Below are 14,261 nucleotides of genomic sequence, written 5' to 3'. Positions count from 1 at the left end.
CACAAAAGTAGGAAAACGTCTACTCAATGAGTAAGTTTTGTTGTGAAATGCCATTTTTAACTAGGCTTTGACCAGTTCGTTGATGTTCCAGTACTCCAATACGGATTTCAACTTTGTCTCGTAATCTTCGTATTTGAGGGGTTTTATTATATATCCGGCAATCCCAATTTTGTAACATTCCAATAGGTCATCACGGTTTTCGGACGTAGTCAATACAATAGTAGGGAGGTATTTTATTTTGTCATGCTGCTTTAGTATGCCCAAGAATTCAATTCCGTTCATCCGAGGCATGTTCAGGTCCAACAAGATAATATCCGGCAAGGACTTTCCAGACTGGAGAATTTCCAGAGCCTCTTCACCATTTTTGGCCTCAACCAGAGTATGCTTTGATGCTAACTTGGATAGGGTCCGTTGAAACTTCATGGTTTCTATGGCGTCGTCTTCTATAAACAAAATATGCATTTTATATCAATTTAGCTATACCCAAAACAACTCAATTTCCACCTCTTACAGTGTGTAAAGGAGTCAAAACCCTATTTACTGTCGGTGAATGGAAAAAAGCTGTAGATGAATTGAAATTTGCTTAACCTACAGCTTTCCCAATCGGGATCAGTTATTATTTAAAGAATCCTTCAATCATGGCTATCGAATGATATATACGTGGAAAATTATAAGCTAAAAAGCATTGAAAAGCAGTTATCAAAAACCAAAAATAGGAGCGCTTTTTAGGAATGATGTACAAAATTTCCTAAATTCATTTAAAATTCCCCCTACAATATATTGCTTATTATAATGCAATGCAGGCCGCGTATATGATAAAAAGGTTCTGTTTATACTAAACTGACTGTATGTGGAGTAGGATAATAAAAACCTCACTAGCACTCTATATTCCGCTATTGATTTTTACTCTTGTATGGGGCTATCTCCAAAAGCATAGCCTTATCACGAACATTGCCCACATTCAGCAGCGGAATATCCAAAACAAAAGCTATCATTTGGAAGATCAATGTGAAGTACTCATTGATATAACCTCATATTGGTCCAATGTTGTATTCCCAGCTAATTTTAGCAATGGTGAGCCATTGGATTCTGCCTTTATCAACGAATACATTCGCATTATGCAGGGCTATGAAGTATATGATCAACTTCGATTTTTAGACCTGCATGGAGATGAGATCTTACGCTATGAAAGGACAGATGATAAAACGATGGAGCCAAAAGACTTGCAGCGTAAGGTAGATCGCAGTTATTTTCAAAAAGGACTTTCACTCAAAAAAGGTCAAGTCTATATCTCCCCTATTGAACTAAACAAAGAGAATGGCGTAATAGAAAAGCCCTACAAGCCAGTAATTAGAGGAGTGACCCCAATATTTGATGCTGACCAAATACAAATAGGATTGGCCGTCACCAATTTTAACATGAACAAGGTTTTTGATTTGATGAAAGCAAGAATATCAGAGGACAATTTTTACCTGGTAGACAAGGATCGAAATGTAATAACCACAAACCTTTCTAATAACGTACTGCCACATCAGGCAAGCATGAGCCAGCAGGACTCGTCCATAAAAAAGAAACTTCAGCTAAGAAACCTCATTTTTGAAAAGGACACCTTCTTTATGGAAAAAGGGAGTCTGTGGGTTTTCCAGAATGTCAACATTGGCTTTGGAAAGAATACGGATATAAGCCTTCAAGATGATATAGTTGAAGTCATAACCGAGAACGATTGGGCCATTATACAGGAAATTCCGCCCTCTTATATAAGTAAACGGCTGAAAACCATTAGAAGGAACCTTATTCTTTTTAATATTCTCACCCTTATTGTTATTTCGCTGTTTGCCTTTGGATATGGTAGAACACAAAAGGAAAAAAGAAATTTTGTTACCGAGCTAAAACAAAAGAACAAGGCCCTATTGGACAGTCAAAACCGATTAAAGTCCACCAATCGTCTAGTGAAACAAGCCAACGATAGACTACAAGTACGGAATAGGCAGTTGGAGGATTTTAACTATGTAGTGGCCCATAACCTAAAGGCACCGGTGACCAGCATGTCCATTATTGTAGATATGCTTAGCAAAGCTAAAAATCAAGAAACATTTAATGAGCTACTCCCAAAGCTAGAAACTATTTCCAAGAATATTAGCACGCTTACCCAAGATGTACATACGTACGTTTCCATTTTGAACAATACAAAACTTGAGCTAGAAAATGTGAACCTGCTTTTGTTGCTTAAGGAGGTCGAAAATGATTTTGTGGAGACCCTTGTTGACAAGGAAGCCAAAAACTTTGAAACCATATACAAACTTGATGCATGGCATACTTTAAAATGCTCACGATTTTATATGAAAAGTATTCTCCAAAACTTTTTGTCGAATGCCATCAAATACAGAAGAACAGACGTTAATTCCCACATAATTTTTGAAAGTGCATGGGAAAATGACCAAAAGGTACTCTTCATAAAAGACAATGGTCTTGGGATTGATCTAGCCCAACATGGAAACAATCTCTTCAAACTTTACAAAAGGTTTCATAGAAATATTTCTGGAAAGGGAATGGGGCTATTTATAGTAAGATCACAGCTTGAAGCGATGTATGCCTCCATAGAGGTGGAGAGTACAGTGAACCAGGGGACAACATTCAAAATTAAATTTAAAACTCATGAAAAAACCAAACATTCTTTTAGTGGATGATGACGAAGTGTATCTTTTCGTAACAAAAAGGATATTAAGCAACCTATCCAGTGATATTTTAGTAACCTCCTTTACAGATGGAGAGCGCGCCATTGAATATATTAACCTATGTATTGAAGAAAAGGTGGAACTACCTGAAGTGATTCTATTGGACATTAACATGCCTTTTATGGACGGATGGGGATTCTTATCAGAATTTAAAAAGATGAAACCTGTACTGCCCAACCATAACGTCAACATCTTCATGGTCACGTCCTCAAATGACCCAGATGACTTTAGTAAAGCAAAGGACTTTGAAGAAATTACCGGATACATTGTCAAACCTGTCTTTGAAGATAAAATGACACAGATTTTAGAGGAAATATATGATGGTAATTGGTAGGATTAGGGCAAAATCCCTAAGTAGATTTTCGGAATTAGATTTATGATCGTGATTACAAAAAAATAAGCCTCTGAAAGACAAACTCTCTGAGGCTTTATTACTGGGGTTTCAGCTTTTTAATTTTAAAATTAAAGCCAATTCCTTTTACGATTCGCAATAGTAATGGTCAATGTCCTAAGCATATCTATTTATAAAGCACTGTAATTATTCAACAAACAATAATTGCGCAAACGTATATAGGTCATGTCGCCAAACAGGCCATGTGTGCCCTCCAGGGTATTCACTATATTGATATTCAATACCCATATCATCAAATTTTTTCATCATTAGCTGACAGTTTTTAAAAGCAATGTCCTCTGGACCTCCCATTGAAATGAAGAAGTTTTTGAGGTTACTGTTTATCGCGTCCGCATTGTTTTGCATATACTTATACTGTGGTCCGGACAATTCATCATTATTGGCAAACCACCCTGAACTGAACACACCCAAATGGGAAAACATATCGGTATTACGAACCCCAGCATGCAAGGTTTGTAGACCACCCATGGAAAGTCCGGCCAAGGCCCTGTTCCGGGCATCGGTCTTCACACGGTATGTTTGCTCCACAAAGGGAATGGCACCTTGCTTTAGTTCGTTCTCAAAGGCCACCAACGAGTTTTGACCGAATCCTCCACCGTCTGCAGAAACATTTCCATCCAACATGGCAATGATCATGGGCACCGCCTTGTTTTCAGCGATAAGGTTGTCCAATATAATATTGGTCCTTCCTTGGGTGGCCCAACCTCTTTGGTCTTCTCCTCCCCCATGCAACAGATATAAAACAGGAAACTCTTGGTTGGATTCCTCGTAACCCGGCGGCGTGTAGACATACATTTCGCGCCACGATTGTGCTGCATTTGAAAAGTACTTCTTTATGCGGATATCACCATGCGGCACATCCTTCAAGCTATAATAGCCATCTCCCTTGAACGGAATCTCAATGCCGCTGGCCATACGCCCCATGCCATAAAAGGTTTCACTGGCCGGGTCTGCCACGGCCACCCCATCCAGAATCAATGAGTAATAATGGAATCCTTCGGTGATGGAATCCGTGGTCACGGTCCAGAATCCCTCATTGTCGATTTCCATATCGTATTTTTTGCCAAGGTCTATCTGCACCTGTTTTGCCTCTGGGGCCTTTGTTTTAAAAATTACCCTGCTATCCGGTAGTATTTGTGGATACTGTGCACGTCTAATGTTGGTGCTCGCTGGCAATCCCAAAACACTGTACTTGTTGAGCACATCGTTGTTAACGGGCTTAAAAAGCAGTTGGGAAAACATATAAAGGTCGTTTTTCCAAACCTCAAAATCGTGCCCTCCCGGTTCTACATAGAAAATATGGGGTACATCATGGTCTCTTAAATATTCGCTCGTACGGCTGCTGAAGGGCATGAGACCATCTGCATCTCCACAAGAAATCCATAACAATTCCAACGATTTGGCTTTTTCAGGGTTGGGAAGCAATTCTTGGGGTGCCTTGGTATTTGGTGCGGATGAAAATGCGCCTACCCAGCCAAATGTGTCCAAATTGCCAAGACCAAAGTTCAAGGTTTGTCCACCGCCCATGGATAGACCGGATATTGCCCGATGCTCCCTGTCCTTGTATACCTTAAAGTTCTTCTCTACATAGGGAATCAAATCATTTAGAAGGTCCTGTTCAAAGGTGGCAAACGCCTCAACCTTGTCAGGGCTAAAAATATTTCCTTCAGCACGGTCATTTTTCATGGCCCGTCCATTAGGCAATACCACAATCATGGGCTCCAATTTTCCATCTGCATAAAGATTGTCGAAAATTACTTGGGGAGTACCTTGGTTAAGCCACTCCTTTTCATCCCCTCCAATTCCGTGCAAGAGATACAAAACAGGATATCTTTTTGATTTGGAATAGCCGGGCGGAAGATAAATCAAGGCCTTACGTTCTGTGCCAATGGTTTTTGACGGGTACATGATACTGTCTATCTTTCCCTTTGGAATGTCATTTCTGACCTTGTCGAATCCTTTTGGGGCATGTTTTTCGGCTATAGGGTCATTGGCCTGATTACGCTGGACATTCAGTAGTTTTATGGCATACCTTCTACCCAGCATGCGATACCCTTCTGCACTAAAATGAAGGTTGTCCCTGGCATCAGGAACTCCTTTTGCAGAAACGATGTGCGCATTGGGAATGGTTTCGGGCAGCGTGGCCACAATTTCGTTCATACTGGCACAAATGCCTCCTTGGTCCGCATGAACCATTTCTCCTGCCAACAGAGGTGTTTTTGATGCCTCCAAATCCAAATCCTCAAGAAGATTGTCGTAAACGGTCTTCACTTTTTTGGGCCAAAGGGTGTCCCCGGTATTCGATTCTCCTTGATGTAGCAAGATTCCCTTGATCACCCCATCTTTTTGGGCGATTTTCGCCATTTCCACAAGACGGGCATACGGATTTCCATCGTATTCCGCTACCATATTCTTTAACCAATCTGGTGCGGTGGAGACGTATTCTTGGTAGTTGTCCTTGTCAAACAACTCAATTTTACAGCCCCCAACGGCCACATTGATGACCCCGACCTTTATACTATCGGGTAATTTTTCCACTAGCGACCTGCCAAAATAATCGGTGGGGGTCAACCCTGTTTTACATCGGCATAACGGTGGAATTGCAGTGTACCATTTTCCTTTTTCACAGTTCAAATCAGGACAGTCCACAGCCGCCAAAACCTTGAAACGGTCATTAACATCGATGGTATCCTGTGCCTCAATACGGGCGTTTCCTTCCATATTTGATTGTCCCAAGGCCAAATAAATATGGAAATTGGGGTCTTGTGCCATAGTTTTTGCGGAGCAAAAGAACACGGCTGCCATGAGACAAAAGTTTAGTATTGATTTTTTCATTGTTGCATTTTCTTGATGGTTTTTTTATTCCAGTGCCATATCGTTTGCCTTGGTGGCATAAAGTCCCAAAAGGGCACCTGTAAAGCCTCCTGCCACGTCTGTGGACAGAATGTCCCCTGAAACGGTACCGCCCAAATTCTCAAAAGAGGTTCCGTCTGTTGAATAGCTAAAGGTATACTTGTCCCCCTCAGCCGAAATCTTTAGTTCTATTGGATTTGAAATGTCAATTTTGGTGCTTGCCAATACTTCGGATTTTGTCGAGCGCTCTCTTCTAGAAAAGCTGTTTTTTTCCAACACCAAAACGTAGTCCTTGTCCTTTTTGGTTACTCCAAAGACATAATTAGATCGTTCATTCTGTAAGGCAACCACTCCCGCTAGGTCTTTTTCCGACTTTGGTTTGTAATTCAGGGTAGTACTGAATGAAAATGTTCTGTGCTGTTGTCTGTAGAACAATGTGGAAGTGGGTTTCAATTCCTTGATATTGGTTTCAAATGGATTGATTTCCAAACCATTCTTGGTTTGTTCCATAAAAGCTTCCCTTGGCCCCCGCAATCCTATCCAACGGTAATCCAATAAATCGGATGAGAAATCCTCGGTATAGGTGAAGTTTCCATTGGGAAAATAGCCTTCCTGTCCCATTTTATTTTCAACACCTTCTGGCATTTTTAATTTGGGTTCCATTGGGACCAAACCGTTTTCAAAAACGGGATAGGTACCTGACCAGTCCACGGGTAGAATAAAGGTTTCCCTTCCGGTGTTCACTCGGTTTTCCTCATTGGGTCGAACCGCCAAAAAAACACCGTAATATTTGTCATCCGGCCCTAAAACCAAGTCGGCATGGCCCGCCCAGTCCACCTTATTCTCTCTTTCCTTGGGAAAATAACGCTGGGTAAGTATTGGATTGCTTGGTGCAGGGATATAAGGCCCCTTTGGGCTGTCACTCATAAATATCACTTCACTATGCCAATCTCCTGTACCGCCTTCGGCGCACATCAAATAGTATTCACCATCTTTTTTATAGATATGGGGGGCTTCAATCCAGATGGGTTTATCCGAAATATCAACACCACCATCCACAATAATTTTGTCGGTACCCTCAATGACTTGGTCTTTTTCCACATCGTATTCCCATATTTTAATGACCCTATGTCCGTTGTAAAGTTCCTTTCCAGGGTCTGGAGCATCATTATGCACGATATAGGCCTTGCCATCATCATCAAAAAACAGCGATGGGTCAATTCCGTTAAATTTCAAGTGATACGGATCGCTCCAACCTTCTGCAGGGTCCTTGGTCTTCACCACAATATTACCAGCGCCACCTGCAAAGGCGGTTGTGATCATATAAAATGTGTCATTGTTAGGGTTATAGGTAATTCCAGGGGCGTAAACACCTTGGCTTATACCGGTATCATGGACATCTAACTGGGAAACGCGATCCAAAACATGACCTATTTGCGTCCAGTTTACCAAATCCTTGGAATGAAAAATGGGCACACCCGGAAACATAGCAAAGGAGGAACATACCAAATAATAGTCGTCCCCTTTTCGGGTTATGGCCGGATCTGGATAGCACCCTTGTAAAATGGGGTTGTAGAACTCATCTGTTGCCAAGGGATAATCATTATATACCTGATCATTGCCCTGGTACACCACTTTTATGAATATGGGTACATTGGTTGATTTTGTTGGTTTGGGATCGATATCTTTTCCCTTTGGTGAAAAAGAGTACAACCCTACAAGTAAGGTCAAAAACGCCCCAAAGGTTATCTTTTTTAGATTTTTCCTAGTTCGATTCATTATAATTATATGGATATGAGTTTATTGCTTAATTTTATTTACTTCTGCCAAAGGTTGGGCAAGAACTGATAATATAATAGGTGACGCCAAGTGGACCAGTCATGTCCCCCGTTTCCACCTACATAGTATTCGTGTTCTATATCATGGTTATTTAATGCGTCGATAAGACCCTGGACCCTCGCGTTGAAAAAACCTTCTGCTTCCTTGGTACCCTGTCCCACAAAAAGATAATCTACCTTATTATTTACTTCTGGGTCATTTAAAAATTGGGGTAAGGTGGTTTCCGCAGTGGTGTCCCCAGCACTGAGAATACCAAAATTAGCGAATAGATCAAGTGAGCGGAAGCCGATGAACATACTATGGCGACCTCCCATGGACAATCCTGAAATCGCCCTCCCTTGGGGACTTTGAATTGTGCTGTAATTTTCATCGACCAAGGGAATGACATGGTTTCTGAGCTCTTTTTCAAAAATGTCAAAGGTAAGTTCGGAATGCTGCGGGTGGTTCCTGTGTATGATTTGATTATTGGGGATGGCAATAATCATGGGCTTGGCTTTATTTTCTGCCAAAAGATTGTCCATAATCAGATTCGCCCTGCCATCATACACCCAATTTGAAGGCAGTTCACCACTTCCGCCCAATAAATACAGTACAGGGTATTTTTTTTCAGGATCGTAGCCGGGTGGTGTGTACACGTACAGTTCCCGTTCGCCTTGGGTGACATCCGAATGATAGATATGACGTGTAACGTTTCCATGAGGGACGTTTTTGGCATCATAGTATGCTGGTCCATCGCCATGTACGATCAATTCACTGTATGGAGGCATAGCCGTAAATGCCGCATAAGTATTGCTGGGGTCTGCCATTTGCACACCATCCACCCGAAGATGGTAGGCATACATATCAGGAGGAAGTGGTCCAATGGTCAAGGTCCAAACACCTTCTTCCCCTTTTGTAAATGGAATGGGCTCCCTACCCTTTCCCAGAGCGGCATTTATGGCTCCGGGATTCAATTCCACTTTTTGCGCCTCTGGTGCTTTCACCCTAAACGTAACGGTTTGGTCATCATGTACTTCGGGCGAATTTACTGGTGCACTAAAGGGGATAAGCCCTTCGGTATCTTTCTGTGGATTAAAGTCCAAGTTAACATTGGCCTGCTGACCATAGGAAAAACTGGAGATAAGCAGAGAAGTAAGGGTGGTATAAAATAAATTTTTGATTTTCATATCATCTATGTTTAGAAATGAGCTACACTGTCACTTTTTAAAAAGCAATTGTGCATATTGATAGAGGCTTCTACGCCAAGTCAGCCATTCATGGGCAGTTTCAGGGGATTCATAATACACATGATCAATTCCCTGTTCTTCCAACATATTTCGGAAAGCACCGACAGATCCCGGAAACGGATCAGGCTCTTTGGTGCCCAATCCCAACCAGAACACTTTTATTTTTTCTTCCACAGCCTTTCCATCATCAAATGCGCCGTTTAGAAATGTTTTTGTGTCTATTTTATCGCTGGTCGGATAGTTGGAAGTACCACTGAAACCGCCATAGTACGCAAACTTGTCCAAATTGTTCATAATGATGCGCATGGTCTGGTTTGCGCCCATGGAAAGTCCGGCAATGGCCCTATGCTCACGGTCTGCCAAAGTTCGGTATTCAGAGTCGATCATTGGAATGACCTCTTGTATCAACACCTCTTCAAAGGCTGACTGTGGTCTTCTATTTCCCTCGGTTGAACTGTCCTGTGGCTTATAAGCATACCCATTGTCCATAACAATGATCATAGGAACTGCTTTATTTTCTGCAATCAGGTTGTCCAAAATTAGATTGGCCTTTCCTTGCGAGGCCCACCCTGTTTCATCCTCAAAACTCCCATGTTGAAGGTATAGCACTGGATATTTAGTATTTGTATCCTTACTATATTCTGGCGGGGTGTAAACAAAGCATCTTCTCCATGCTTGGGTAATGTTAGAAAAATAGAGCTGCTCCGATACCCTTCCGTGCGGAACATTCTTTACGGCATAAATTTCACGGTCTGTTGCCGGAATTTCAATACCGCTGCCCCAACGGCCTGCACCATAATAGTATTTGGTGCCCGGATCAGGCACAGATGCCCCATCAATGTTCAATTGGTAATAGTGAAAACCTTCGTCCTGGGGTGCTGACTCACCTGTCCAAATTCCTTCCTCGTTTTTGGTGAGGTCGTATTTGACCCCACCAATATCGAGTTGTACTTTGTTGGCTTCGGGAGCGAGTACCTCAACCTTTACACGACCTTCCGAGTCAACCTTTGGATATTCCTTTCCAGGCTGATTGGTCTCTGAAGGTTCGTAGTCCGTTTGAGCCATACACGGCTGCAATGCCAAAAAAAGTACGGCAATAATTGCATGCGGATATCTCATCTGACTTTCTTTTTAGAGATTATTTAAAAAGAAGGGGAGCTAGTTCATGTAGACTGCGCCTCCACGTCTGAAATTCGTGTGCTGTTCCTTCGGAAACATAGGAAACGGCCTTTATTCCGGCTTCATTTAAAGCGGCAGCTGCACTTTTTACAGCTTCAGGTCTTTCCTTGCTCCCAGAGCTTAGGAATATGAGTTTTACATCGTCTTTATCCTTGATGTCCTCTGGACTATAGGTACCTCCACTTAGCAAACCGTAATAGGAAAAAACATCGGGTTTGTTCAAGGTGATCATCTTGGTCTCCATACCACCCATGGAAAGACCGGCCATAGCTCGGTGTGATTTATCAGCAACGGTACGATAATTGGCATCAACATAAGGTATCAATTCATCAACCAAAACGGTTTGAAAAGGGGTAATATCAAAATTGCGCAGCCCACCAAATCTTATTTCATTGGTCATACCATACGTCATTACAATGAGGAAAGGATCAATTTTGCCTTCGGCAATAAGGTTGTCCATAATAAGGTTAGCTCGGCCTTGGTTGCTCCAAGCTGTTTCATCCTCGCCCCAACCGTGTTGCAAATACAGGACAGGGTATTTTTTAGACTGGTCCTTGTCATATCCTGGAGGGGTATAAACAAAGGCCCTTCGGGATGTATTGGTGCTTTTTGAAGGAAAAAGGATTTGCTCCACCTTCCCATGGGGAACATCCTTTAAAGCGTAAAATTCTTGGTCATGGGCAGGTATCTCAATACCACTTTCCCAACGAGTGGAACCATAAAAATTTAGAGCGCCTGGATCGTTAAAAGTACCTCCATCCACAGTAAGGTGGTAATAATGGAAACCTTCGTCCATTGGACCTTCGGTTGTGCCCATCCAAGAGCCGTCCTCTACTTTATTGAGTTTTGTTCCGCCCCTACCGCCAAGACCAAGGCTTACCCTAACACTGTCAGCGGCGGGCGCTTCTATTTTAAATCGTGCATATCCCTGTGAATTGACCTGTGGGTATTCCTTACCTGGTTGATTCAGGGTTGAGGGCTTGAAATCTTCGATTACGGTAGTTGAATTGGTTTGGGCGATGCCTGTGGCATAGCAAACCAATGCAAATGTTAATGTTGCAGCATTAAATTTCATAATGTTTGTTTTTAGTTAACTTTTGTTAGATTCTAATTGCTCATTAATTTGTTGTTATAAAATAGTTGAGTTCTACTAAGTTTACTTCTCCCCATTGGTACAAAATAAAGTCATTGGGGCAATGGTCTGTGCGTTGGGGGAGAAATTACAGTTTATGTTTTCTGGCACCAATATAAGTGTTTATTGAACACATTAAAAATGAATTAGTAAGAAATCATTGAAAACCCTGCAAATCAATAAAATGGAGTTGGTTGGCGAGGAACTAACTCAGGCTGACCCAAAATCCTTGGTATACATAAACACGGTTATTATTTTCTACAAGGAATAACATGTGTATATTGAAAATTTTAAATACTGGACACGTTCCCAGTATCAGTATCACTATCAACCACTAGCCTATGAAATGGTCATTTTATTTGGTTTTCTTATGCATTCCAATTTCATTTTTTGGACAGCATTCAGTTGACTTAAAACTTTGGTATGACGAACCCTCAGGAGATACTTGGGAAAATGCGCTGCCCTTGGGCAATGGTCGCGTGGGCGTCATGGTCTATGGCAATGTGGACAAAGAAATATTCCAACTCAACGAACATACGGTGTGGAGCGGAAGTCCCAACAGAAATGACAATCCAGATGCACTTGGGGCCCTTTCCAAGGTACGGGAACTCATTTTTAATGGAGAATATAAAGCAGCAGAACAATTGGCCAACGATAAGATCATTACCAAAAAATCCCATGGCCAAATGTTTCAACCTGTTGGGAATCTGGAACTAACCTTTCCCAATCATTCGGACTATCAAGATTATTATAGGGAGTTGGATATCAGCAATGCGGTCAGTAAAACTTCCTATAAAGTCAATGGTATCACATATACAAGGGAAACATTTGTTTCTTTGACCGATAGACTTCTGATAATACATTTAACGGCGGATAAATTGGGGCAAATCAACTTTACGGCGAATCTCACCACTCCCCACAATCATTCAAAAATAGAGACCATTCGAGAAAATCAAATCTCCCTTTGGGGCAGAACCGGTGACCATGAGGGTGTTGAGGGCAAAGTGGAGTTCAACGCCCTTATGAAATTGAAAACCAAAAATGGTAAAACTACCCAAACCGCTACATCAATTATAGTGGAACATGCGGACGAAGCCATTTTAATGGTATCAATTGCCAGTAACTTCAATTCATACCAAGATTTGAGCGGTGATGAAATGCAACGTACAAAAGGTTTTTTGGATGCAGGTTTTGACAAGGATTATACACTTTTAAAATCGGAACATATAAAAAAATACCAGGAATTATTCAATAGAGTGATTTTGGACTTTGGAGAAACGGAAGCATCCAAATTACCCACTGACGAACGACTTGCAAATTTCCGAAACATTGAAGACCCCTCTTTTGTGGCACTATACTTTCAATATGGGAGGTATTTGCTCATATCCTCTTCCCAACCAGGAGGTCAGCCTGCAAACCTCCAAGGAATCTGGAATCAAAACATGCAACCCGCTTGGGACAGTAAATACACCATCAACATCAATGCAGAAATGAACTATTGGCCCGCGGAGCGGACCAATCTTTCCGAACTTCACGAACCCTTCTTAAAAATGATCCAAGAACTCTCTGAAAGCGGTCAGGAAACAGCCAAAATCATGTACGGGAGTCGAGGATGGATGGCACACCACAACACCGACATTTGGAGAATAACTGGACCTGTGGATGGTGCCTTTTGGGGCATCTGGAACGGAGGTGGGGCTTGGACCAGTCAGCATCTGTGGGAGCACTATCTGTACACTGGAGACACCACTTTCTTAAAATCAGCGCTCCCCATTTTGAAAGGAGTTGCTGAGTTTTATGCCGATTTCCTAGTTCAACACCCCAATTATCCCTATTTGGTCATAGCTCCGGGAAATTCACCTGAAAATGCCCCCGAGGCACATCAAGGTTCGTCCATAACCGCAGGATCTACCATGGACAATCAGCTGGTTTTTGATGTATTCAACACCTATATTCATGCTACGGAAGTTTTGAGAAAGGAAAGCGCTTTCATAGACTCACTAAAAGTGTTGAGAAGTAAATTACCCCCAATGCAGATTGGCAAGCACAACCAATTGCAGGAATGGTTGGATGATGTGGACTCGCCTGAAGACAATCATCGTCATATTTCCCATTTGTACGGTCTTTTCCCATCCAATCAGATTTCTCCGTACAGAACCCCAAAACTTTTCGCTGCTGCCAAAAACACTCTGCTTCAGCGTGGGGATGTATCGACCGGCTGGAGCATGGGCTGGAAGGTGAATTGGTGGGCCAAAATGCAGGACGGCAACCACGCTTACAAACTCATTAAAGACCAATTGACCCCAGTGGGAATCAATCAAGGGGGCGGCGGTACGTATAACAATTTGTTTGATGCCCATCCCCCGTTTCAAATTGATGGGAATTTTGGGTGCACTTCTGGTATTGCCGAAATGCTGTTACAAAGTTCGGACGGGATGGTGCACTTGCTCCCTGCCGTTCCTGATGCCCTTTCCAATGGGTATGTAAGCGGATTGAAGGCAAGGGGTGGATTTGGGGTGGTGGCACTTCAATGGAAAAACAAGGGACTTGTGGCAGCCACTATAAAATCAAGCTTAGGAGGAAACCTACGTCTCCGTGTTCCCAATGAAATGGAACTCGTTGGAAATGGCAATCTCAAGGAGGCCAAAGGAGACAATCCCAACAAGTTTTTCAAGATGGAAGAAACAATGGCCCCCATCATTTCAGAGAAAGCCTCCCTTGAGGCACTGGCTTTGCCAAAGTCCTTCGTCTATGATATTATGACCGAGAAAGGGAAGATCTATTCTTTTAGGATAAAAAAATAAAAAGGTTTCCATTTTGTAGATAAGCGAACTGGTATTTAAACAAAACCTAAATAAAATATTCATTTTAAGCAAGCGAAACTA

The 14,261-nt window shown here is 42.1% G+C and carries 9 protein-coding genes; 3 read left to right on the top strand and 6 right to left on the bottom strand.

Features of this window, described 5'->3' with window-relative positions:
- Positions 1-60 precede the first annotated feature (60 nt).
- Entirely contained in the window at positions 61-462 is a 402-nt protein-coding gene (locus tag AB1A65_RS09725) for a response regulator (RefSeq protein WP_366588363.1), read from the bottom strand.
- A 386-nt stretch (positions 463-848) separates the two neighbouring features.
- Between AB1A65_RS09725 and AB1A65_RS09720 the strand changes: the two genes are divergently transcribed.
- Together AB1A65_RS09720 and AB1A65_RS09715 are read left to right on the top strand one after the other, a co-directional pair.
- Positions 849-2,687, top strand: a complete 1,839-nt coding sequence (locus tag AB1A65_RS09720) for a sensor histidine kinase (protein ID WP_366588360.1) — start codon at positions 849-851, stop codon at positions 2,685-2,687.
- A complete protein-coding gene (locus tag AB1A65_RS09715) occupies positions 2,656-3,069 on the top strand; it encodes a response regulator (protein WP_366588358.1) in 414 nt (137 codons plus the stop codon). Before AB1A65_RS09720 ends, AB1A65_RS09715 begins: the two co-directional genes overlap by 32 nt.
- Before the next feature lie 204 nt (positions 3,070-3,273).
- Here AB1A65_RS09715 and AB1A65_RS09710 read toward each other — a convergent pair whose 3' ends face one another.
- From AB1A65_RS09710 to AB1A65_RS09690, 5 genes are read right to left on the bottom strand one after another with little or no spacing between them, the layout of a single operon-like run.
- The gene (locus AB1A65_RS09710; RefSeq protein ID WP_366588356.1) at positions 3,274-5,952 is read right to left on the bottom strand and encodes an alpha/beta hydrolase-fold protein; all 2,679 of its coding nucleotides are present in this window, start codon (positions 5,950-5,952) and stop codon (positions 3,274-3,276) included.
- Positions 5,953-6,006: 54 nt separating this feature from the next.
- The gene (locus tag AB1A65_RS09705; RefSeq protein ID WP_366588354.1) at positions 6,007-7,779 is read right to left on the bottom strand and encodes a glycoside hydrolase family 43 protein; all 1,773 of its coding nucleotides are present in this window, start codon (positions 7,777-7,779) and stop codon (positions 6,007-6,009) included.
- 38 nt (positions 7,780-7,817) lie between these two features.
- Positions 7,818-9,005, bottom strand: a complete 1,188-nt coding sequence (locus tag AB1A65_RS09700) for an alpha/beta hydrolase-fold protein (protein WP_366588352.1) — start codon at positions 9,003-9,005, stop codon at positions 7,818-7,820.
- Positions 9,006-9,035: 30 nt separating this feature from the next.
- Positions 9,036-10,184, bottom strand: coding sequence for an alpha/beta hydrolase-fold protein (locus AB1A65_RS09695; RefSeq protein WP_366588349.1), 1,149 nt, complete (start codon positions 10,182-10,184; stop codon positions 9,036-9,038).
- A 19-nt stretch (positions 10,185-10,203) separates the two neighbouring features.
- On the bottom strand, positions 10,204-11,319 hold the full coding sequence (locus tag AB1A65_RS09690; RefSeq protein ID WP_366588347.1) for an alpha/beta hydrolase-fold protein: 1,116 nt from the start codon (positions 11,317-11,319) through the stop codon (positions 10,204-10,206).
- Between the two features lie 398 nt (positions 11,320-11,717).
- On the opposite strand from AB1A65_RS09690, the gene AB1A65_RS09685 reads away from it, so the two are divergent.
- Positions 11,718-14,180 carry a glycoside hydrolase family 95 protein gene (locus AB1A65_RS09685; protein ID WP_366588345.1) on the top strand — a complete coding sequence of 821 codons (2,463 nt, stop codon included), beginning with the start codon at positions 11,718-11,720 and terminating at the stop codon, positions 14,178-14,180.
- The last annotated feature ends 81 nt before the right edge of the window (positions 14,181-14,261 follow it).

It is taken from the genome of Allomuricauda sp. ANG21, from assembly GCF_040705235.1.
Taxonomy (GTDB): Bacteria; Bacteroidota; Bacteroidia; order Flavobacteriales; family Flavobacteriaceae; genus Flagellimonas; species Flagellimonas marina.
This window is presented reverse-complemented; position numbering and strand designations above follow the sequence as displayed.